The sequence below is a fragment of the Macrococcus brunensis genome (assembly GCF_022343725.1).
Classification (GTDB): domain Bacteria; phylum Bacillota; class Bacilli; order Staphylococcales; family Staphylococcaceae; genus Macrococcus; species Macrococcus brunensis.
Genome location: NZ_CP092179.1, coordinates 555,621 through 577,471, shown reverse-complemented (window position 1 = coordinate 577,471; position 21,851 = coordinate 555,621). Strand labels below are relative to the sequence as shown.

General features: G+C 42.4%; 20 protein-coding genes. 9 read left to right on the top strand and 11 right to left on the bottom strand.

Translation table 11 applies throughout. The features are described from left to right. Window positions 1–37: 37 nt before the first annotated feature. The 5 genes from MGG13_RS03100 to MGG13_RS03080 all read left to right on the top strand — a co-directional run bounded on the left by MGG13_RS03100 (window position 38) and on the right by MGG13_RS03080 (window position 5,632). Window positions 38–886 (top strand): DMT family transporter, encoded by an 849-nt coding sequence (locus tag MGG13_RS03100; protein WP_239035339.1) that lies wholly within the window; start codon window positions 38–40, stop codon window positions 884–886. A gap of 49 nt (window positions 887–935) precedes the next feature. Next, entirely contained in the window at window positions 936–1,430 is a 495-nt protein-coding gene (queF, locus tag MGG13_RS03095) for a preQ(1) synthase (protein WP_239035338.1), read from the top strand. 116 nt (window positions 1,431–1,546) lie between these two features. Then, on the top strand, window positions 1,547–3,019 hold the full coding sequence (locus MGG13_RS03090; RefSeq protein ID WP_239035660.1) for a peptide MFS transporter: 1,473 nt from the start codon (window positions 1,547–1,549) through the stop codon (window positions 3,017–3,019). Window positions 3,020–3,152: 133 nt separating this feature from the next. Then, window positions 3,153–4,655 carry a peptide MFS transporter gene (locus tag MGG13_RS03085; protein WP_239035337.1) on the top strand — a complete coding sequence of 501 codons (1,503 nt, stop codon included), beginning with the start codon at window positions 3,153–3,155 and terminating at the stop codon, window positions 4,653–4,655. A 71-nt stretch (window positions 4,656–4,726) separates the two neighbouring features. Beyond that, complete coding sequence (locus MGG13_RS03080; protein WP_239035336.1) at window positions 4,727–5,632, top strand: diacylglycerol/lipid kinase family protein; 906 nt, start codon at window positions 4,727–4,729, stop codon at window positions 5,630–5,632. A gap of 35 nt (window positions 5,633–5,667) precedes the next feature. On the opposite strand, the gene MGG13_RS03075 is transcribed toward MGG13_RS03080, so the two are convergent. Genes MGG13_RS03075 through MGG13_RS03050 form a run of 6 tightly spaced genes read right to left on the bottom strand, consistent with a single transcriptional unit; the run spans window position 5,668 to window position 13,385 of the window. After that, entirely contained in the window at window positions 5,668–6,204 is a 537-nt protein-coding gene (locus tag MGG13_RS03075) for a 5' nucleotidase, NT5C type (RefSeq protein WP_239035659.1), read from the bottom strand. Continuing rightward, a complete protein-coding gene (gene hisC, locus MGG13_RS03070; RefSeq protein WP_239035335.1) occupies window positions 6,201–7,262 on the bottom strand; it encodes a histidinol-phosphate transaminase in 1,062 nt (353 codons plus the stop codon). Before hisC ends, MGG13_RS03075 begins: the two co-directional genes overlap by 4 nt. Before the next feature lie 12 nt (window positions 7,263–7,274). Next, window positions 7,275–8,789 carry an ABC transporter permease/substrate-binding protein gene (locus MGG13_RS03065; protein ID WP_239035334.1) on the bottom strand — a complete coding sequence of 505 codons (1,515 nt, stop codon included), beginning with the start codon at window positions 8,787–8,789 and terminating at the stop codon, window positions 7,275–7,277. Then, window positions 8,789–9,709: an ABC transporter ATP-binding protein gene (locus MGG13_RS03060; RefSeq protein ID WP_239035333.1), complete on the bottom strand. Its 921-nt coding sequence runs from the start codon at window positions 9,707–9,709 to the stop codon at window positions 8,789–8,791. The genes MGG13_RS03065 and MGG13_RS03060 overlap by 1 nt, the downstream gene beginning before the upstream one ends. A gap of 39 nt (window positions 9,710–9,748) precedes the next feature. After that, window positions 9,749–11,509, bottom strand: a complete 1,761-nt coding sequence (recQ, locus tag MGG13_RS03055) for a DNA helicase RecQ (RefSeq protein WP_239035332.1) — start codon at window positions 11,507–11,509, stop codon at window positions 9,749–9,751. A 1-nt stretch (window position 11,510) separates the two neighbouring features. Next, window positions 11,511–13,385 carry an ABC-F family ATP-binding cassette domain-containing protein gene (locus tag MGG13_RS03050; RefSeq protein WP_338041218.1) on the bottom strand — a complete coding sequence of 625 codons (1,875 nt, stop codon included), beginning with the start codon at window positions 13,383–13,385 and terminating at the stop codon, window positions 11,511–11,513. Window positions 13,386–13,457: 72 nt separating this feature from the next. Here MGG13_RS03050 and MGG13_RS03045 point away from each other — a divergent pair, with 72 nt between their 5' ends. Then, window positions 13,458–14,270 (top strand): ZIP family metal transporter, encoded by an 813-nt coding sequence (locus MGG13_RS03045; protein ID WP_239035331.1) that lies wholly within the window; start codon window positions 13,458–13,460, stop codon window positions 14,268–14,270. Window positions 14,271–14,307: 37 nt separating this feature from the next. Here MGG13_RS03045 and ltaS read toward each other — a convergent pair whose 3' ends face one another. The 5 genes from ltaS to MGG13_RS03020 all read right to left on the bottom strand — a co-directional run bounded on the left by ltaS (window position 14,308) and on the right by MGG13_RS03020 (window position 19,847). Then, window positions 14,308–16,248, bottom strand: a complete 1,941-nt coding sequence (ltaS, locus tag MGG13_RS03040; RefSeq protein WP_239035330.1) for a polyglycerol-phosphate lipoteichoic acid synthase LtaS — start codon at window positions 16,246–16,248, stop codon at window positions 14,308–14,310. A 188-nt stretch (window positions 16,249–16,436) separates the two neighbouring features. Continuing rightward, complete coding sequence (locus MGG13_RS03035) at window positions 16,437–17,303, bottom strand: 5-oxoprolinase subunit C family protein (RefSeq protein WP_239035329.1); 867 nt, start codon at window positions 17,301–17,303, stop codon at window positions 16,437–16,439. Window positions 17,304–17,347: 44 nt separating this feature from the next. Further along, window positions 17,348–17,560, bottom strand: a complete 213-nt coding sequence (locus tag MGG13_RS03030; protein WP_133430859.1) for a hypothetical protein — start codon at window positions 17,558–17,560, stop codon at window positions 17,348–17,350. A gap of 50 nt (window positions 17,561–17,610) precedes the next feature. Further along, entirely contained in the window at window positions 17,611–19,287 is a 1,677-nt protein-coding gene (gene pabB / locus MGG13_RS03025; protein WP_239035328.1) for an aminodeoxychorismate synthase component I, read from the bottom strand. Then, window positions 19,284–19,847 (bottom strand): anthranilate synthase component II, encoded by a 564-nt coding sequence (locus MGG13_RS03020; protein WP_239035327.1) that lies wholly within the window; start codon window positions 19,845–19,847, stop codon window positions 19,284–19,286. Before MGG13_RS03020 ends, pabB begins: the two co-directional genes overlap by 4 nt. A gap of 165 nt (window positions 19,848–20,012) precedes the next feature. Here MGG13_RS03020 and queC point away from each other — a divergent pair, with 165 nt between their 5' ends. The 3 genes from queC to queE are packed head-to-tail and all read left to right on the top strand — an operon-like array spanning window position 20,013 to window position 21,783. Further along, the gene (gene queC / locus MGG13_RS03015; protein ID WP_239035326.1) at window positions 20,013–20,669 is read left to right on the top strand and encodes a 7-cyano-7-deazaguanine synthase QueC; all 657 of its coding nucleotides are present in this window, start codon (window positions 20,013–20,015) and stop codon (window positions 20,667–20,669) included. Then, window positions 20,666–21,079 carry a 6-carboxytetrahydropterin synthase QueD gene (queD, locus tag MGG13_RS03010; RefSeq protein ID WP_239035325.1) on the top strand — a complete coding sequence of 138 codons (414 nt, stop codon included), beginning with the start codon at window positions 20,666–20,668 and terminating at the stop codon, window positions 21,077–21,079. The genes queC and queD overlap by 4 nt, the downstream gene beginning before the upstream one ends. Then, on the top strand, window positions 21,076–21,783 hold the full coding sequence (gene queE / locus MGG13_RS03005; RefSeq protein WP_239035324.1) for a 7-carboxy-7-deazaguanine synthase QueE: 708 nt from the start codon (window positions 21,076–21,078) through the stop codon (window positions 21,781–21,783). Before queD ends, queE begins: the two co-directional genes overlap by 4 nt. Window positions 21,784–21,851: the final 68 nt, after the last annotated feature.

Below are 21,851 nucleotides of genomic sequence, written 5' to 3'. Positions count from 1 at the left end.
TGTTAAAATGAATTATCCTATTTGAAAGGTCGTCAACATGAACAATATACAAAAAGGTATCCTTGCGCTGCTCATCGCCTCACTCGGATTTAGTCTGATGGGTGCATTTGTTAAACTGTCTGGTGATATCCCCGTCCTGCAGAAAACATTATTCCGGAATATCGTCGGTATGATCATTCCGCTTTACTTCGTTATCAAGTATCAGGAGCGTCTCTTCGGCCAGCTGAAAAATCAGCCGCTTCTTATCGCAAGAAGCACGTTCGGGCTGGTGGGTGTTGTCCTGAATTATATTACGATTGATCACATGGTGCTGAGCGACTCAGATATGCTGAATAAACTCAGTCCGTTCTTCACCATTCTACTTTGTGCACTGTTTTTAAAAGAAAAGATCAAACCTTACCAGATCACGGCCATCATCATCGCTTTTCTTGGTTCTCTCTTCATTATTAAGCCGAGCTTCTCAAGCGATATGTTCTATGCACTTATTGGTGTAGCCGGGGCGCTGTTTGCCGGTTTTGCTTATACTACTTTACGAGTACTGGGACCACGAGAAAAGTTCTATACGACTGTATTCTATTTTTCTTTCTTCTCAACCATTGTACTGCTGCCCTTTGTGCTGACTGACTTCCATCCGATGACCATGACTCAGACGTTCTATCTTATTCTGTCCGGTATTTTTGCGACAATCGGTCAGTTCGGTATCACGATTGCCTATCAGTATGCGCCCGCAAAAGATATCTCCATTTTCTTTTATGCAACCGTACTCTTCAGCGCTATCATCAGTTTCGTCCTGTTCAATCAAATACCGGATATGTTAAGCTTCCTCGGTTACTTCATCGTCTTTGGCGCCAGCTATTATATGTTCAGAAAAGCAAAGCTTGAGTAAACAACAGATTTATAGTAGTATCAGTACGATTAATGAAGGAGGTCATATTATGACACGTTCTAAAGATGAACTGCAGGATATTACACTGCTTGGCAATCAGAACAATCAATACTTATATGAATACGATCCATCTATATTAGAGTCATTTGATAACAAGCATCAGGGCCGTGACTATTTCGTCAAGTTCAACTGTCCGGAATTCACGAGTCTATGCCCTATAACGGGTCAACCTGACTTCGCGACCATTTATATCAGCTATATTCCAAACATTAAGATGGTAGAATCTAAATCCTTGAAGCTGTATCTTTTCAGCTTCCGTAACCATGGTGACTTCCATGAAGACTGCATGAATATTATTATGAATGATTTAATCGAACTCATGGATCCTCATTATATTGAAGTATGGGGTAAGTTCACACCACGTGGCGGTATCTCAATCGATCCTTACACTAATTACGGACGCCCAGGTACTAAATATGAAGAAATAGCAAACTACCGACTGATGAACCATGATTTATATCCGGAAACGATTACTAATAGATAAATTTGAATTGTCAGAGAATTAAAAACAGTGTATATTAGATACATTGTTTTTATTTTTTTATTGTGGAAAGGAAGATTGATTTGGCACAACACACGCGTGAAGAAATCGTCAACAGTATGCCAAGAACGGGTTTCTTCGGACATCCTAAAGGACTCTTCACTTTAATGGTGACAGAATTCTGGGAACGTTTCAGTTACTATGGTATGAAGGCGATTCTCGCATTCTACCTTTATTATGAAGTTTCAAAAGGCGGCTTCGGACTTGAAGAAGGCACAGCCTTACAAATCGTCTCTATTTACGGCGCACTGATTTATATGAGTGGTATTATCGGCGGCTGGATTGCTGACCGTTTACTCGGTACAAGGCACTCTATTTTAATCGGTGCCATATTGATTATGATCGGTCATATTTTACTGTCATTACCTAATCAGTTCACACTCTTTTTAGTTGCTTTATTCTTTCTGATCATTGGTACCGGCTTACTGAAACCGAATATTTCATCCAACGTCGGTGAACTTTATCTGAAGAACGACTCAAAAGTTGATTCTGCATTTACGTTATTCGTCATGTCTATTAACTTAGGGGCATTCTTATCTCCTCTGCTTGTCGGGCTCCTTCAGACGCGTATTGGCTTCCATGCCGGATTTGCGGCAGCTGCTATTGGTATGTTCTTCGGACTTGTCGTTTACGTGCTGACAGCGAAAAAGACGCTCGGTCTGTCAGGCTTGAATGTACCGAATCCGATTACACCGGAAACAAAAAAGAAAACATGGTTATATGTAGGTGTGCTCTTTGTTGCTATTATTCTTTATCTATTTGTTTTAAATAAGCTCAATAAACTGGATTTACAGACTATCAGCTTAACTATCTCTATTTTAGGGGTAATTTTACCTGTCATCTATTTTGCGACGATGTTTCTTTCACGTCAGACAACTAAAATCGAGAAATCACGTCTCCTTGCATACATCCCGTTATTCCTGGCTTCCGTGATGTTCTGGATGATACAGGAGCAAGGTTCGACTGTACTCGCTAACTTCTCTGATAAACGAACACAGCTTGACCTTGGGATTGTCACAAATGGTCTGATTGACTTCACGATTCCTGCAGCCTGGTTCCAGTCACTCAATCCATTGTTCATTGTGACGCTGGCACCACTTGTTGCATCACTCTGGGTACGCCTCGGCCGTTACAATCCACCGACAGTTATCAAGTTTGGTATCGCGTTATTACTTGCCGGGTCAAGCTTCCTGGTCATGATTTTCCCGTTGATTTCAGGTATTGAGCTCATCAATCCGTTCTGGCTTGTTCTCAGCTTCTTCCTTGTTACTGTAGCAGAACTCTGCCTGTCACCTGTCGGATTATCAACGACGACTAAACTCGCGCCTCAAGCTTTCACTGCTCAGATGATGAGTATCTGGTTCTTGTCTAATACGATGGCGCAAGGCTTGAACGCTCAGCTCGTTAACGTCTATACAAGCATTGATTCTGCCCATTACTTCGGTTATTTCGGTGCTATTGCAATTGGACTCGGCATCATCGTTATGCTGTTCAGTCCATTTATAAAAAAACTCATGCATGGTATCCACTAATTTAAAGCGCTCAAAAAGAGCTCTTTTTAGTTTGACTTAAATTATTTCAGTATTCCAACTTTTTACACAACTATTGTTCTTTCGATAGTTCATCGCTACAATATGATTAATCATAAAGACAGGGGTTGGAAGTATGAAACACACTAGAGAAGAAATGGTCAACAGTGTCCCTCAGACGGGATTCTTTGGTCATCCAAAAGGACTTGGCATTCTATTTTTCGTAGAATTCTGGGAACGATTCAGTTACTATGGTATGCGCGCCATTCTCGTCTACTATATGTACGACAAAGTAGTGAACGGCGGTCTGGGAATGGATCAGACGACTGCATCGAGTATTGCATCGATGTATGGTGCACTAATTTTTATGACGGGTATCTTCGGTGGCTGGCTCGCTGACCGTGTACTAGGATCAAGACGCTCACTGATGTACGGAGCTGTTCTGATAATGGCAGGACACATCGCCATGAGTCTGCCGTTTGGTGTGCCGTCATTCTTAGCCTCTATGTTCCTGATTATCATTGGTTCCGGGTTGATGAAACCCAATATTTCGAACGTAGTAGGCGGTCTTTATCATAAGAGCGACGACCGTATGGATGCGGGATTTGTTATCTTCTACATGTCCGTTAATATGGGCGCACTTGTTTCACCATTCATTGTAGGTGCTCTGCAGAAAAACTACAATTATCACATCGGTTTCCTAGCAGCCGCTATCGGGATGGCGCTGGCACTCATCGCTTATATCATTTTCCAGAAACGTTCACTCGGTCTTGTGGGTCTGGCACCAACACATCCGCTCAGCGCTCAGGAAAAAGCAAAGTACACAAAAATCATTACGATAACAGTTCTCCTCTTGATCGCTCTCATCGTTATCACACTCAAGATGGGCATTCTGACATTTGGTACATTCTCAATCGTCGTGACAATATTAGGTGTACTGTTACCTATTATTTATTTCACGACGATGTACCGAAGTAATGATGTGACATCTACAGAGCGTTCAAGATTACTGGCCTATATTCCACTTTTCATTGCAGGTGTGATGTTCTGGTCTATCCAGGAGCAAGGTGCTAACGTGCTGAGTATTTTCGCTAAAGAACAGACCCAGCTCGACTTGAATAAAGTCTTTGGAATTGATTTTACTGTTCCAGCTGCCTGGTTCCAGTCAGTCAATCCTATTTTCATCGTCTTGCTGGCTCCTTTCATTTCAGCGATGTGGACGAAACTTGGCAAGTATAACCCTTCGACACCGCTTAAATTTGCCTTCGGATTATTCTTTGCGGGTATATCGTTCCTAGTCATGATTATTCCAGCCATGACGAGTCAAGGTGAACTTTATAATCCAATGTGGCTTGTGCTGTCATTCTTCTTATGTGTAATCGGTGAGTTATGCTTATCACCAACAGGGTCTTCTGTATCGGTGAAACTCGCACCTGAAGCTTTCAGCTCACAGATGCTGAGTCTCTGGTTTTTAACAAATGCCAGTGCACAGGCCATCAATGCGCAGCTTGTTAAACTCGTTGAACCGATGGGCTATACCAACTACTTTGGTTTTATCGGTGGATTAGCTATCGTACTATTCGTTATCTTATTACTCATGAATAAATGGGTTTCTCGTAAAATGGAAGGTATCCACTAATAAACACGTCCTCTTCGGACGTGTTTTTCTTTTATTTTTGGGTACTGTTAGGTAAAGGAGATGTATCATCTATGGTTAAGTTCAATAAAGGTATTCTTTACTATCATGAAGCTGCAGGTCAAGGAGACGTTCACGTTGAACTAGGACAGGTTTCAACGAATCTGTTAAAGATGTGTAAGGAGCTTGTCATCTATCGGAGTGACGAGGAAGGCGATATCAAGAAACATTGTCAGGTCATTAAAAAAGAGGATTATGATGTCATCTTTATACTAGGCGGTGACGGTACGGTTCATGAGCTTATCAACGGCGTCATTGAAGCAGATTTGAATCTACCAATCGGCATACTGCCTGGAGGAACGTTCAATGACTTCACGAAAACGCTGAACCTCCCTCCTACACCGAAAGAAGCATCTGAAGTATTGCTTGAAGGTCACGTTAAACATATCGATGTGATGCAGGCCAATGACCGCTATGTACTTAATTTCATCGGTATGGGACTCATTGTTGAGAATGCCGAAGCTGTCGTCGATGAGAAGAAAAGTAAACTGGGTAAATTCAGTTATCTCTTCTCTACTTTAAAGACGGTAACAGATTCGACTTTCTTTGATTATGAGATAGAAGTAAATGGAAAAACTGAGTCCGGCACTGCATCCATGATTGTAGTCGCCAATGGTCAGTTCGTCGGCGGTAATCGTATCCCTCTTAAAGAACTATGTCCGGATGACGGCGTCATGCATGCGTTTATCTTTAAGGAAGCGGGCATCAAGTTATTTACTGAAATGATCAATGAGAAATCGATCGATAACTGGAATAACATCAGTAAAAATGTAGAACAGATAGAAGGAACAGATTTTACTATCAGAACAAAAGAGCCGATGGAAGTTGACGTAGATGGTGAGATTGATTTATCAACACCTGTCCATATCACCATCCTTAATAAACGGTTACGCATGTTTACCGGACCTGAAGTATGTTAAAAAAAGAGATTCCTCTAAATTAGAGGAATCTCTTTTTATGCCTGACCAAAGAAATAGTCTTCAACTTCTTTCCAGCTGTGAACACGGTCAAAGCCTTCTTCGTGAATATTATGTGCTGCATTGAACATGATTCCTTTACCTTTAAACGCTGCAAGCTGTTTAGGATTGTCATCAATCAAGTAATCTGTCCCGACGACACCTTTATCCCCGCAGAAAATAAAATGCTGTGGATCGAGAAACGGGAAGTGCTCCAGAAGCCACTCATATTTGGCATCAAAAGAAGTCGGAACATCCATCGCAGCCGTTGCGATATAGACATCATAATGTTCCGTCAGTCGTTTAACGACGCGTACAGCATCCGGGAATACTTCAAGGTCCCGGAAAAAGCTGCGGTCAAGAAGAAGGTTTGACAGGCTTTCAACATGCTGTGGATGTAAATCGCGCAGCTTGACGCCTTGAAGGTCTTCGGCTGTTACTGTTTCTCCTGATTCTTCATTGAATTTGAAGATGACTTTTTTCAGTGTATCCGCTAATACTTCATCCATGTCAATCGCAATGGTTTCTCTCACTATGCTTCCTCCTTAAAATACTCATTTAATACTTCAATGATAACATCGTTTTGGTCTCTTGTGCCAATCGTCAGACGTACACCACCAGGTACCGGACGAGCAATAATCCCTTTTCTAAGCAGAAAATCATTTAACTGACTCGCATCATCTACTTGAATAAAGACAAAATTCGTCTCTGATGGGAGGAGATGATTTTTAAATTCAGACGCGTAGTAGCGTGCTCGTTCCGTCGCGTTCTGTGTCACGATTCTTTTCAGATAATCCTGATCGGCAAGCGCAGCTTCTGCTGCTTTAAGTGATAATGTCGTCACATTAAAAGGCAGCTTGACACGATGCCAGAGATCCGTCCATTCGTCCGATGAAATGGCATAGCCGATTCTTAAAGAAGCAAGTCCATAAGCTTTAGAAAAAGTTCGCAGGATAATGATATTTTCAAATTGATCCCTCAGTTTCAGGCTGTCCGGGTAATTTTCAGCTGTCACATACTCTGCATATGCTTCGTCCAGCACGACAGGCACATCTCCCACTTCACTCAGGAATGCAGTCAGCTCTTCTTCAGAAAAATAGTTGCCTGTCGGATTGTTTGGATTACAGAGCCAGACGAGTGCTGTCTTATCAGTCACCTGACCAAGAAGTGCTTTTAAATCGAATTTGCCGTTCGTAAGTGGCGCTGTTACTATCGTACAGTCTTCAATCACTGCATGATGCGAATATTGGACAAATGTCTGTTCACTTGTCACAATTTCGTCTCCAGGCTTCAGTATTGCCCTGGAAAGCATCTGAATCACTTCGTCCAGTCCAGCACCCAAAAGAACTGCTTCAGATGGAACTTGATAAAACCTGCTGATGGCCTGTTTGAGGTCAGTTCCCGCTGCATCCGGATACTCATGAATATTCTGTATGGCAGCTTGAAGTGTTTTTTCTACTTCCGGTGAAGGTCCGTAAACATTTTCGTTGGATGATAATTTCATCATCTCACTTTTAATGTTCAAATCACGCTGTATTTCTTCTGCTGTTTTACCAGGTGAATAAATATTTAATGAGGCAAGCTGTTTCTTCATCATCAAATCTCCTTACTTGATCAGCTGTTTCTTCTTCAGGAAGGCATGCGCAACGTCTTCAGCCTTTTTCTTTTTGTAGGCGACTTCATAGTTCATCTGCTGCATTTCTTCATCTGAAATCTGCCCGGCTAGTTTATTCAGTGCTTTCATGACTTCCGGATATTTCTTGACCGTTTCTTCCTTCAGTAATGGTGCACCTTGATATGGCGGGAACAGATGCTGATCATCTTTTAATACAACCATATCATATTTCTCTAGTTCAGCGTCTGTAGAATAAGCATCGATCAGATCTATCTTATTGCTCTCAATCGCCTGGTAACGGATTTTAGGTTCCATCGTGTTCACATGACTGAACTTCAAGTTGTATTTCTTCTGGATGCCTTTATAACCGTCTGCACGGTCATTGAACTCAAGGGTGAATCCGGCACGGATATCATTTTTCACTTTGCTGAGGTCAGAAATGGTTTTCAGACCATGTTCTTCTGCATAGCTCCGTTTCACTGCGAGCGCATAAGTGTTATTGTACTTCATCGGTTCAAGTAGAGACATCTTCTCTTTCTTCATAATGCTGTCTTTAGCCTGTTGATAAACTTCTGATTCTGTGTTTCCTTTTGGCGTTTCTTTGACCAGTTCGCCGAGGACTGTTCCTGTGAACTCTAAGTAGCCATCTATTTCATCAGCTTTTAATGCATTGAACAGGAATGACGTCTTACCAAGTCCTGGTTTAATTTCAACAGAGACATCTGTCTCGTCCTCTATCAGTTCTTTGTACATATTCGTGATAATCTCTGGTTCAGTCCCTAGTTTACCTGCAAGTTCAAGCTGCCCTTTTTCCTTGGAGAAGAGGGGAATGATTGCCATAAGCAGTGCCACGAGCAGAATAAGACCTAAAATAATTCCAATCTTCTTATAAGATAGTTTAGCCATCCATCTGAGCAGTAAATCAAAGAAAATCGCTAAGATAGCAGCAGGGATTGCGCCGAGTAGAATCAGCGCCATGTTATTGCGGTCGATACCGAGTAAGATGAGGTCACCAAGTCCACCTGCTCCGATAAATGCAGCGAGAGTGGCTGTCCCGATAATCAGGACCATCGCTGTTCTGATCCCTGCCATGATGACAGGCATAGCGAGCGGCAGTTCAACACGGGTCAGTCGTCTGAACGGATTCATACCGATGCCACTTGCCGCTTCTTTAAGCGATGGGTCTACTTCTTTGATGCCTGTATATGTATTTCGCAGAATCGGCAGCAAAGCATAAATGACGAGTGCGATGATGGCTGGGACACGCCCAATACCAAAAAGCGGAATCATCAGACCTAAGAGTGCCAGAGACGGGATAGTCTGCAGGACAGCAGTCACATTGATGATGGGTTCAGCGATACGTTCACGTCTTGTGAGTAAAATACCAAGCGGTACTGCAATAAGCATCGCGATTAACAGGGCGATAAAAGAAATCTGGATATGTTCAAATAAGGCTGTCCAGAGCTCTCCTTGACGTTCCTGAAACGTTGAGATAAATTCTTTCATTATTCAGCGCCTCCTTTACTCAGCGTCTTGAAGACTGAAGTACGTGTCACAGCGCCTCTGTATTCTGTATCAATGACATTCAGCTGCTCGTGTTCAGCGAGCAGAGCATAGAGCTCAGATACGGGTGTCTCTGGTTTTACTGCTGGATAGGTTGCATTATAAGGGATAGGCTCCAGACAGTCAGCTGCCAGACGCTCTATCGTGGCGTTACCGATAAATGACTGCACAAATTCGCTGTTGGGTCTCTCGACAAAATCTCGAGGTGTGCCAATCTGCTCTATACGACCTTGATTCATGAGACAGATGCGGTCACCCAGCTTAAATGCTTCATTGATATCATGTGTGACAAAGATGATGGTCTTATTGATCTCTGACTGCAGGTGCAGCAGGTCATCCTGCAGTTTCTCACGACTGAGTGGATCAAGTGCACTGAACGGTTCATCCATCAAAATAACCGGTGGATCGGCAGCAAGCGCCCGGACGACACCGATACGTTGCTGCTGGCCCCCTGATAGTTCAGATGGATAGCGATCCCTAAACTGCTCATGTGGCAGTCCAACCATATCGAGAAGGCGATTGATCTGTTCATCTATACGACTCGTCTCCCACTTTTTCATCGTCGGGACTTGCGCAATATTATCACGCACTGTCATATGGGGGAAAAGCGCGATCTGCTGCAGGACATAGCCGATATCCCAGCGCATTTCATCAAGCTTGTAACTACTGATAGGCTGATTCTTAAAATAAATATAACCACTCGATAACGGAATCAGTCGGTTGATCATTTTCAGTGTTGTCGTTTTACCGCAACCTGACGGACCGATCAACACGAAGAATTCCCCTTCATTCACTTCAAAGGAGATATGATCTACAGCCGCTTTATCACCGTAAACTTTAGAAACATTGTCAAATTTTATCATGTCTTCACCTCTGTACACTAATAGCCTGTATAAGACGGACTAAACTGTGGATTGATAACTTTTTATCGCTTCGATGAAACGCGGGCAGTAATGTTTGAGTTTATAGGATCCAACTCCTTCGATATGGAACATTTCCTGTTTCGTCGTCGGCTGTTTCTGTGCAAATAAAGTCAGTGTCCGGTCGGAGAAGATAGTAAAAGGAGGGACATTCATTTCTACAGACAGTTCTTTTCTGACTTTCTTCAGATGTTCAAATAAGTCTTCATCAACATTGACAAGCGTATGAATCGTGACGCGTTCATTATAGGAAACAGGATGGTAGTGTGTCATGATTTTAACGTCACTCATCAGGACATCTTTAGCACTTGGATGTACGTGCAGTTTACCATCTATCTCATCTAAATAACCATTGAATAGAAGCGTATCAATAAAGCCGTGAATAGCTTTTGTCTCATAATCTTTCATCAGGCCAAATGTACTGAGCTGAGACATTTCTTGTGACACCTGCTCACCTCTGATGACTTTCGTCAGTATCCCCCTGCTGACAGGCGTCTTGATGCGAATCAGACAGCTCATCAGTTTCTTCGCTTCAACGGACATATCATATTTTGCTTCCATCAGACAGTTTGTACATCTGCCACACGGTTCAAGATGTTCTTCCGGATTGAAGTAATTGATGAGTGTCCCCTGCAGACACTGCGTAGTCTTCGTATACTGAACCATTTTCTCAAGTTTTTCTTTCTTACGTTCCTGAATGACTTCGTCCGGTGTGTTACCGATAAAAAACTGCTGCAGCCGTATATCCTGTTCACTATAGAGAAGAATACATTCACTCTGCAGACCATCACGCCCGGCACGCCCCGCTTCCTGATAGTAAGATTCCAGATCCTGAGGCAGATTATAATGGATGACGTATCTGACGTTAGATTTATCAATACCCATTCCAAATGCGTTGGTCGCTATCATAACAGGACTGTTGTCATTGACGAACGCAGTCTGGTTCTGCTCTCTTACTTCACTGGAAAGACCCGCATGATAAATGGTATGACTGATATTCTGATCAGTGAACTGCTCGCTGAGTGCTTCCACTTGTTTGCGTGTCGTCGCATAAATAATACCTGAATCTTTCATATGTTCCTTCACATAGCGTCTGACCATCTTATCTTTCTGGAACGTCGGATCAATCTTAAAATCAAGATTATCACGTTTAATACTCGTTTCAACGACACAATCATCACTAATGTAAAGGAGTTCCTGAATATCTTTTCTGACATCTACAGTTGCCGTCGCCGTGACAGCTATACACGGCGCGCCTATTGTCATCACGCGAGAGACGACTTGACGATAACTCGGTCTGAAATCATGTCCCCATTTTGAGATACAATGCGCTTCGTCAAAGGCGATCAATCTGATATCCAGCTGTGTCAGTAAATATCTGAAGTTATTCTGTTCGAATCGTTCCGGCGCGACATAGAGGAACTGATAAGCACCCTTTTTTAAATCAGATTCAACAGCGCGAACTTCTGCTGCTTTCTGCTGACTGTTCAAATAAGCAGCTGGTATCCCTGCTGCACTCAGTGTATCAACCTGGTCTTTCATCAAGGAGATGAGCGGACTGATCACGAGCGTCAATCCGCCTCGGGCAATACCCGGCACCTGGTAACAGATTGATTTTCCGCCGCCTGTCGGCAGGATGCCAAGTGCTGACTGATTATTCATCACATGCTCAATCAGCTCTTTCTGCCCTTCCCTGAATGTCTCATATCCATAATATTTCTGTAATATATCTTCTAGCTTCATTTTATTCCATCCGTTCTGCGAGTTCGCTCCACTCTAAAAATGATTCTTCATATCGTGTATTGAGGTCTTCTCGTGTTGCCGTTAATTCATTAAGACGCTCATAATTCGTCGTCTCCTGCGCAATCTGCTCATCTGTCTCTTCAAGTTGTTTCTCCAGTGATTCTATTTCTTCGCCTAATTCCTCGAAACGACGTTTATCCTTGTAACTGACTCGAGTCTGAGTCCGTTTTTCTTTCACGACTACTTCTTTCACGGGCGTTGTCACGACAGATTTTTTATAAGCAAGGTAGTCATCGAACTCACCGAGAATGATATTGACTTTCTGATCCGAAATATACCAGTACTTAGTCACGACTTTATCCAGGAAGTAACGATCATGGCTGACTGTAATGACTGCGCCATTAAACTCAGCGAGATATGCTTCAAGTATCGTCAGCGTCTCTGTGTCCAGATCATTTGTCGGCTCATCCAGCAGCAATACATTCGGTCCTTCTATCAGAATGCTGAGGAGATAAAGTCTCTTTTTCTCTCCACCTGACAGGCGGTGAATCAGTGTACCGTGCATACTGGACGGGAAAAGAAAACGCTCAAGAAGCTGGGTGACAGAGATTTTAGTACCATCTTTCTGTGTCGCTTCTTCTGCTTTCTCACGCAGAAAATCAATGATACGCATTTCTTCATTAATTTTTGCGTAAGACTGCTGGTAGTAACCGATTTTAACGGTCTGTCCCGTCTTAAGTGTTCCTGTATAGTTGGTCAGACGCTCGCTCAAGATATTTAAAAGTGTTGATTTACCGCTGCCGTTCTCACCGACAATACCAATACGGTCAGTCGTCTGGACGATAGTCGTTAATCCATTAAACAATTCTTTATTACCGATTGTGATACCGATATCATCAAGTTCAAAGACCTGCTTACCCAGTCTTTGATGATTGAGATCGATAGACATCTGGTCCTTCGTCTGGTGCTCGCTGACTTTCTCTTCTATTGACTTAAAACGGTCTATACGGGCCTGCTGCTTCGTCGTACGTGCTTTAGCCCCTTTTCTCATCCAGGCCAGTTCCTGCTTGTAAAGCTGCTTCTCTTTATGTTGAATACGTTCTGCTGTCAGTTCTTCTTCAGCCTTCTGCGCGATATAAGCATCATAATTACCGACGTAAGGATGAAGATGTCCATTTCTCAGTTCGATGATGCGGTCAGTCACCTCATTTAAGAAGAAGCGGTCATGGGTAACAAATAAAACAGCCTTCGGATAAGTCTTAATATACTGAATCAGCCAGGCAATGGATTCGAAATCCAGATGGTTGGTCGGTTCATCAAGAAGCAGTAAATCTGGTCTTGATAACAAGGTCTTCGCAAGTGCAACCCGTTTCTGCTGACCCCCACTCATTTCACTCAGCAGTTTGTCGTGATCCATAATACCGAGCTTCGTCAGAATGGTCTTCGCTTCAGCCTGATAGCTGAAGCCATCAACTGCTTCAATCTGTTCCTGAAGCTGATTAAATGACTGCATAACAGGGTCACACATATTGGTTGTCATTTGGATGAGCACTTCATTATAGTCATTCAGCAGTCTGACGACCGGATTTTCTGGATCCATTACATTTTGTACTGCATTCTCTTTCAGGCTGAGTACCGGATCCTGTGCTGCATAACTGATCTTAAAACCATTTGGATGAGTCACTATGCCATTATGTGGTTCGATTTCTGCGATGGCTTTTAGAAGCGCGCTTTTACCCGTGCCATTTATACCGACAAGCGCAATCTTTTCGCCTTCAGTAATGCTCAGGTTGACCTGGTCGAATATGGTCTTGTCTCCGTATTGTTTCGCTAAATTCTCTATCTTATACGCTTCCATCGTTAACCTCTTTCTCATATATGTGCTATGATGTTGTTATTGTCAAAAATTCATTAATATATTATACACTTTTACGGAGAAGGAGACACTATGTTAGAGTGGTTTAGTCAACTATCACATGTTTATCAGGCTCTTATCGCTGGTATTTTTACCTGGGGCATGACAGCTTTAGGCGCAGCTGTAGTCTTTTTAGTCAGATCAGTCAACAATAAGCTGCTCAATACGATGCAAGGTTTTGCGGCCGGCGTTATGATCGCAGCATCCTTCTGGTCGCTCTTGGCACCCGCACTTGAATTCAGTGAAAAAGCAGGACAGATTCCCTGGATTCCAGCTGCAATCGGTTTCCTGCTGGGCGGTATCTTCATCCGTGGCCTGGATGTTGTTATTCCTCATATGCACGCTCATGCATCATCTGGCCATCAGACAGAAGGCCGTAAAAGTAATTTAAATAAATCTACGTTACTTTTACTTGCTATCACCCTTCATAATATCCCTGAAGGACTGGCACTCGGTGTTGCATTTGGTGCGATTGGTCATGCGACTGACAGCGGACTTATGGCAGCAGTCGGACTCGCAATCGGCATTGGTATCCAGAACATTCCTGAAGGAACTGCACTTAGCCTGCCAATTCATGGTGACGGCAAATCGAAATGGCGGGCTTTTAATTTTGGCCAGGCTTCTGCACTTGTTGAACCTGTCTTCGCCGTCATCGGTGCCGCAGCCGTTCTACTCGTCACACCTCTATTACCTTATGCCCTCGCTTTTGCGGCAGGTGCGATGATCTTCGTAGTTGTAGAAGAACTGATACCTGAATCACAGTCCGGAGAAAATACAGACCTTGCGACACTCGGATTAATGGTCGGCTTTACGATCATGATGATTCTCGATGTCTCACTTGGATAAAAAAAGAGACGATTTCAGTTGAAATCGTCTCTTTTTTCTATTTCATCGAGCTGACTGTACCATTCTGGTATTCATAATCAGCAGGATTAATTTTCTTGAATTCTTTGTTATTGTAGAAACGAAGTAAGTCTCCGTTCAACAGACTATCTGACATTTCAAGTTCTGTAGCCACCGTATTTTTGATTTTCGTTGCTTTCGCAATCAGCTTCTCATCTGTCAGCTGCGCGTTCGTCTTATTGTCATAAAAGACACCATTCAACGACTTGATTTCCGGTGTAATGAAATCACCGTTTCTGAAGACGACGACTTGACGATGTTTTTTAGATAATAAGTCAGTACCGAAAATCGTATAAGGTTTTGCATCGATTCCTGTTAAGTGAAGGATTGTCGGCATCACGTCCACCTGACTCGCATAAGTAGGGTCAACATGCCCTTTAATGCCAGGCACTTTCAGGAATAAACCTGTACGTTGCAGATCCATAAACTTAGCTGGTGTCACAGTTTCACCAATCAGTTGACCCATCGCTTTATTATGATTCTCTGAAATACCGTAGTGGTCTCCATAAATCATAATGACGGAATCATCATAAAGTCCGTTTTTCTTCAAGTCAGTCATAAATTGTCTCACTGCTTCGTCTAAATAACGGGCAGTCTGTACATAACCATCAACTGTTGCGTCACCTGTATTCGGAGAAGCAATTGTCGCTTCAGATGGATCCACTGTGAAAGGATAATGGTTCGTCAGTGTGATCAGATGTGAATAGAACGGCTTCGTTTCTTTTTTCAGGTAAGGAATAGATTCCTTAAAGAACTCTTTATCTTTAAGACCCAGGTTCTCAAGATTTTCTTCGCTCATATCATAATACGTTGCATCATAGAACTTATCGATGCCGAAACGTTTGTAAATCTGATCACGGTTCCAGAACGTCTTATAGTCTCCATGCATGACAGAAGTCGAATAGTTCTGTTTCTGGTGCAGGATAGCCGGCAGCGACTGGAATGTGTTGTCGCTTTTCAATGAGAAAGCAGACCCTTGCTGCAGACCATACATGCTGTTATCCATTGTTAACTCAGCATCAGATGTTTTACCCTGGCCAGTTGAATGGAAGAAGTTGCTGTAATAGATGAAGTCATCATTACCTGTTGCCAGCTGATTCAAATAAGGTGTGACTTCTTTACCATTCACTTTCAGACCGATCATCTCTGTCTGGAAACTTTCCAGATGAATTTTGATGATATTTTTTTCTTTAGCAACACCGAAATATTTTTTATTTGGTTCGGCGTATTTCGTTTTTGTATAGGACTGCAGGCGCGTCAGATCGTCTGCACTTGCCATCGCTTTCTGCTGATTGTTCTGAATCGTCTTCACGCCGTCATAGACTGTAAAGTTATAAGGTCCCAGATACTTCACCAAATATTTATGGTCAAACGTACGAGTCAAAAGCTCAGGACGATCCATTTCTGCGAACGCCAGATTAATGAAGAATAGTGCGATTGAAACACCCATCATGACAGGCACAAACTTTCGTTTAAATGACTGTGTTGACAATACATCTCGTTTAACAGTCAGTAGGACCAAATAAACAATGGTATCCAGAAAATATACAAAGTCATACCACTGGAATGAGCTCCAGAGTGCTCCGGACATAGATTCAACGTTGCTGACCTGATTGAGTGTACTGAACGTCAGGAAGTCTGAGAAGAATCTGAAGTAGACGACGTTACTATATAGGAGCAGCGTCAATAGTGTACCACCTGTAAAAACTAGCCAGAATGCTTTTCGCCCTTTGAAAAACAGCAGTGTACTTAATATAAGCGCCACTAGACTATAAGGATTGAGCAGGAGAATCAAGTTCTGTACAATACCTTTAACGCCTAGTGATAAGTCAACATAATATGCAAAATAAGTTTTAACTGATACTGTCAGTACAGTCATCAGAAAGAAAGTAAATATCGTTATTTTTTTGTCTTTAAACATTCATTTAACAACTCCAATCTATACCATCCCATATAAAATTTACACAAAATTAACGTTCTTTAATTTAAATTAATATGATTAGCTTCAATATATAAATTTAACCTTATTTTGTTATTTAAGCAAATAAAAAATAGCTTCTCAGCTATTTTTTGTGTAATATGTGAATGATTTTTGTCTATAATCAGATATCAGGAACTGACATAACTTTTCAGCTGATAAGATAGCTGCATTAAAAGACTTTTTACCCAGTGGTCGTAAGAATTTTTGCGTTCATAGTACTCTTCCTGAGATACGTTTTTAAAAATAAGTTTCGACCCTGGTCGCTTTTGAACCAGTTTTGAGAAATGATAAGGCGCAATCTGTGCCACCGCTTCCTGGCCATCCATTGCAGTCAAGATCACTCTTAGTTTCTGGTCAACTGTAACCTGGATGCTGCCAGGATTCAGCTGCGCTTCAGCTCGCTCTTTGTATTTAATCAACGGTCCTTCTAATGTAAAGCTCTGTCGATTCAGATAACTTGAAACTTCATAGACTTCATCATCCGGAATCACCACATCCTTAACGGGATAAATGTGGAAAATATCAGAGTAATAGACACGTGATAAAGAGTAAAAATCAACACCCCATGGGCATGACTCGACGACAGATAATTTCTGAATCAGTTTCTTCTGTATGTCTGTATATTCATGCGCCAGTTTAAAGGTCGTATCTGCTTCTATTTTCTGATTCAGTACTGCCTCCTGCACACCGCCCGCAACGGCAAGGTAGACACGTGTCCCTTTCGCCGCTCGTCTGAAATGCAGAGTCTCTCCTTTAGCCATCAGATGTGGCTTGAACATCTCAATTTCACGTTCCGAAGTATAGGCGTTGTAATCCGCACCTGTTAAGGCTATTAAAGTCTCTTCTTCAAAATAGACCGTCGCCGGTACTATAGCCATCTCAAATGTCGGCATTTCTGAATCATTGCCGACAAGTGCGTTGGCAATAGTATGAGACAATTGATCACTTTTAGCTGTCTGATAAGTTGTATATAGTCCTGCATCTTCAAATATCATGATAGAACCTCTCTCTACTTGCTAATTTCTAAATAGAAGACCACCTAATGGTGATAAAAAACATCAAGCAGGCTGATTACTTCCTGTCTCATACTGAAAACAAGAACACCTACAATCAGTATAGCGGTTACCATCGCTACATAGAGCCAGATCAATGCGTTTCTATCTTCTCCTGTTTTTAAAAAAGATATCACACGCTGATTACAATAGTAGATCCAGACGCATAAACCGATGAGAAGTATTAAAGTGATAATCATAAAGTTCTCCTAACGCTCATAAGTTAATTGCTTTTATTTTACGCTTTTATCTAGAACTTTGCCACGTTTTGTTTACAAAGTTCAACTTTCACCCATTCTCTGAGGGAATTAATCATCCAGAATTGCTCTACTGAATCAAGTTCATTGAGATGCAAGTCACGCCTTTTAATCTGGTGAGTGGCGAGAAGTTCTGCCTGCATACTGCCTGGCAGCTGGTCTTCTAAAGCAGGGGTATAAAGAGTCCCATCAAGAGAATAGACAAGATTGCCAATATTGAACTCTGTCAGATAATTATTCTTATTATAATACAAAGAAAGGAAACCGTCAGCTGACGTGTAATGATTCCGCTGTGAAGTCTTATGCTGCAGGCGCTCTAAAGATACTTCTTCCATAGGGGTCAGCAGCGCTTTATCTATTATCTTTGTGGGAAGTGGCCGCTTCGTCACTGAGATATAGCCGTCGTAGGCAGCGATTCTTAAGCTGCCATCTCCCTGCTGTTCAAATATCCGCTGAAGGAGATGGCTGTCATAAGCAAAATCAAAGTGTGTCAGGCTTTTTAAGAGTCTATTAAAATGATATTCGCGTCGTCTGATCCCCGTTGCATCCAGCCGCATCGTTTCAATTAAGTTGAATTCAGAGTAATGAGCCAGCTGTCTCAAAATATGGGTCTTCATGACCATTTCATTGAATTCTGCTGTTTCATCAGAATCGATGGTCATCCCCCCACCTACACCGTAAAGCAGCTGATTATTTTTCTTTTCGATTGTACGAATCGGTACATTAAAAACAGCCTGTTCAGGTGTCAGAATACCGATTGTTCCGCAGTAGATGCCTCTCGCGCTCTCGAGTCCGTTAATGATATTCATCGTACTAATTTTCGGAGCACCAGTAATCGAGCCACAAGGAAACAGCGCCTTCAGTACGTCATACAGTGTATGTGATTTCTTAATGACCGCTTCTACTGTAGAGGTCATCTGATAGACTGTCGGATACGCTTCGATATCAAAAAGCGCAGGAACCTGTACAGAGTTCTTCTCTGCTATACGGCTTAAATCGTTGCGCAGTAAGTCAACAATCATCACATTTTCTGCCTGATCTTTCTCTGAACTCTTCAGCTGTTCAAAGTTCCTTTTATCCTGTAGAGGATCTTGATGACGGGAAAGAGTCCCTTTCATCGGTTTAGTCTGAATGACACGAGAAGCCCTGTCGTATTTAAAGAATAGTTCTGGCGAGATACTGATGATGGCATGATCTTCTTCTTCGATAAATGCACAGTAACCCCCATTACTGACTTCAGTGAGTTTCAGGTAAAGGGCATAGGCATCAACATCAGCAGTCGCCTTCAAGCGTGTCGTATAGTTGACCTGATAAGTATCCCCGAGACGTATACGTTCTTTAATCTCCCTTATATGGTCTTCTATCATCTCTTTTGTTTCTGTAAAGGCAAACTTAACTGGTTGTCTCAGAACCGACTTTTCAAAAGGCCGGGCCGGCTCACTGAACACATAGAACTTGGCATAGCAATCCGCTTCTTTAACAGCCATTAATGGTGAGAATGCTTTCGCAGCTTCATAGTTCAGATAGCCGACAACATAGTTCGCCTTGCTCCACTTTTCAGCAGCGTCAATGACTGGTTTCACCTCGTCCAGCGTATTTGCCGTCAGTACTTGAAGTGGCTCTTCAAAATATAAAGTATCAAACTCTTTAAACTGAATACATGCTCTCATTCTCTGCACATCCTAATGAATTGTTTTAACTGCTCATGACCGTGTTCTGTCAGCACTGATTCAGGATGATACTGCACCCCTTCAACGAGCGAGTCACGATGTCTGATACCCATGATAATACCATCATGCGTTTTTGCTGTGACAATCAGACATTCTGGCAGACTGACCGCTCGGAGCGAGTGATAACGTGCTACTTTTAGAGAATCTGGCAGATTCATGTACAGCCCTTTCCCGTCGTGTGTGATTTCAGCACTATGGCCATGGACAGGCCGACCTTTATCGACTTTACCACCGAAAGCCGTTATAATCGCCTGAAACCCGAGACAGATACCGAGCAGCGGAATTCTACCTGCAAATGTTTTAATCACCTCGAGTGTCAGAGCAGCATCTTCCGGGTGACCTGGACCTGGCGACAGAAGAATGCCCTCCGGCTGCATGTCTTCTATATCGTGAGTCGTGATTTCATGCGGCTGACGCGCGATGATTTCTTCGTCCATTCCTTCGATATAATGCACGATGTTATAAGTAAATGAGTCGTAATTATCTATCATTAAAAACATACTTTCACTCCGGTGCTCAAAATTTATCTCTTTTAGTATATCTTTTTTTCTGCTACAATGAGTAACGAATTTAATAAGAGGTTCCTAGCGCATACCCTCTATAAAAAACTAGTCAGACATCTTGCTAGGGATAAGATGTCTTTTTTTATTGAAAAGGTGGAAAAAATGAAACTAAACAATGATAAAGCACTCGTCGTCTTCAGCGGTGGACAGGATAGTACGACCTGTATGTTCCATGCTCTGAAACATTATAAAGAAGTTGAACTCGTGACTTTTAACTACGGTCAGCGCCATGCGCTTGAAATAACAGTCGCACAGAATATTGCTGAAGAACAGGGATTGAAGCATCACGTCCTCGATATGTCTCTTTTATCTCAGCTGTCACCTAATGCTTTAACGGATCATACGATGGCAATAGAAGAAGGTAATATCCCTAACACATTTGTGCCGGCGCGGAATCTCCTGTTTATGAGCTTTGCAGCTGCCCTTGCCTATCAGATCGGTGCCAAACATATTATCACGGGTGTCTGTGAAACTGATTTCTCCGGCTACCCGGATTGCCGTGACATCTTCATTAAATCACTGAATGTCACAGTGAATCTGGCTCTCGACGAAAACTTCGTCATTCATACGCCGCTGATGTGGCTGGATAAAAAAGAGACGTGGCAGCTGGCAGATGAACTCGGCCAGCTGGATTATGTTCGTTATAAAACCTTGACCTGTTACGAAGGTATCATGGCGGATGGCTGCGGCGCGTGTCCAAGCTGTCAATTAAGAAATGCAGGACTCACAGCCTATCTTGCAGAAAGAGGTGCACAATGATCGGACAGATTTATCCGCAAGTTGCTCATTCCTATCGTTTTGAACTGAATAAAGATATGAATTTCTCGAGCGCTCATTATATTCCTGACGAACGTGCAGGCGCCTGTGCACGCGTACATGGCCATACTTATTTCCTGAATCTGACCATTGCCGGTGATACACTTGATGAACTCGGCTTTCTTGTCAATTTCAGCGTGTTAAAAAAACTCATACATGGCCGCTTTGATCATCAGCTTCTGAATGAACTGCCTGAAGTCAACGGCATAATTCCTTCAACTGAAAAAATGGCTGAACTCATTTATACGATTGTTCAGGATTATCTGGATAAATTAGATAATCAGCCAAAATGCTTGCAGGTTTTTCTGCGTGAAACCCCGACAAGCTATGTCCTATACCGAGGTGGCCTATGATACCTGTGATGGAAATATTCGGCCCGACTATTCAAGGTGAAGGTATCGTCATCGGACGTAAAACGATGTTTGTCAGAACAGCCGGCTGTGATTTCCGCTGCAGCTGGTGTGATTCAAAGTTTACATGGGACGGTTCAATGAAAGAAGAAATCAGAATGATGACTGCTGAAGCCATTTATAAAGAACTAAGAAAAATTGGTGGGCAGTCATTCAATCATGTAACCATCTCAGGTGGTAACCCTGCGCTTATCAAGGATATCGGCACATTGGTTGATTTACTGCATAGCGTGGGCTGCCAGGTTGCACTTGAAACACAGGGTTCTAAGTTCCAGACCTGGATGCGCGACATCGATCAGCTGACCATCAGTCCGAAACCACCGTCGTCTCATATGAAGCAGAATCTCACTATTCTCGACGAGGTCATCAGTCAGCTCGATGCGACTAAAATCAACTTGAAGGTCGTCGTTTTTGATGAAGCAGACTATCAATTTGCAAAGCAGATTCATCACCGTTATTTAAATCTACCGTTTTATGTGCAGGTAGGCAATCCATATCTTGAAGATGACGTCCATGATCATACTTCAAAACTTTTAGCACGCTACGAAGAACTGATTGAACATGTCATGCAGGATGCTGGCATGAATGATGTATATGTCACCCCTCAGCTGCATACTCTTTTATGGAGCAATAAAAAAGGTGTATAGATTTTAATATCTTATGTTTTACGTTTGACTTCCTGGGTATATAGACATTATAAGAGACAAACGTCTTA

Coding starts and splice junctions, on each gene's coding strand:
- MGG13_RS03050 (WP_338041218.1), bottom strand. CDS start 13,385: ATGAGAAAGAGGTTAACGATGGAAGCGTATAAGATAGAGAATTTAGCG.
- MGG13_RS03030 (WP_133430859.1), bottom strand. CDS start 17,560: ATGATTATCACTTTAATACTTCTCATCGGTTTATGCGTCTGGATCTAC.
- MGG13_RS03080 (WP_239035336.1), top strand. CDS start 4,727: ATGGTTAAGTTCAATAAAGGTATTCTTTACTATCATGAAGCTGCAGGT.
- hisC (WP_239035335.1), bottom strand. CDS start 7,262: ATGAAGAAACAGCTTGCCTCATTAAATATTTATTCACCTGGTAAAACA.
- MGG13_RS03065 (WP_239035334.1), bottom strand. CDS start 8,789: ATGAAAGAATTTATCTCAACGTTTCAGGAACGTCAAGGAGAGCTCTGG.
- MGG13_RS03100 (WP_239035339.1), top strand. CDS start 38: ATGAACAATATACAAAAAGGTATCCTTGCGCTGCTCATCGCCTCACTC.
- recQ (WP_239035332.1), bottom strand. CDS start 11,509: ATGAAGCTAGAAGATATATTACAGAAATATTATGGATATGAGACATTC.
- MGG13_RS03045 (WP_239035331.1), top strand. CDS start 13,458: ATGTTAGAGTGGTTTAGTCAACTATCACATGTTTATCAGGCTCTTATC.
- MGG13_RS03035 (WP_239035329.1), bottom strand. CDS start 17,303: ATGATATTTGAAGATGCAGGACTATATACAACTTATCAGACAGCTAAA.
- MGG13_RS03085 (WP_239035337.1), top strand. CDS start 3,153: ATGAAACACACTAGAGAAGAAATGGTCAACAGTGTCCCTCAGACGGGA.
- queE (WP_239035324.1), top strand. CDS start 21,076: ATGATACCTGTGATGGAAATATTCGGCCCGACTATTCAAGGTGAAGGT.
- queD (WP_239035325.1), top strand. CDS start 20,666: ATGATCGGACAGATTTATCCGCAAGTTGCTCATTCCTATCGTTTTGAA.
- MGG13_RS03060 (WP_239035333.1), bottom strand. CDS start 9,709: ATGATAAAATTTGACAATGTTTCTAAAGTTTACGGTGATAAAGCGGCT.
- MGG13_RS03090 (WP_239035660.1), top strand. CDS start 1,547: ATGCCAAGAACGGGTTTCTTCGGACATCCTAAAGGACTCTTCACTTTA.
- queC (WP_239035326.1), top strand. CDS start 20,013: ATGAAACTAAACAATGATAAAGCACTCGTCGTCTTCAGCGGTGGACAG.
- ltaS (WP_239035330.1), bottom strand. CDS start 16,248: ATGTTTAAAGACAAAAAAATAACGATATTTACTTTCTTTCTGATGACT.
- queF (WP_239035338.1), top strand. CDS start 936: ATGACACGTTCTAAAGATGAACTGCAGGATATTACACTGCTTGGCAAT.
- MGG13_RS03020 (WP_239035327.1), bottom strand. CDS start 19,847: ATGTTTTTAATGATAGATAATTACGACTCATTTACTTATAACATCGTG.
- pabB (WP_239035328.1), bottom strand. CDS start 19,287: ATGAGAGCATGTATTCAGTTTAAAGAGTTTGATACTTTATATTTTGAA.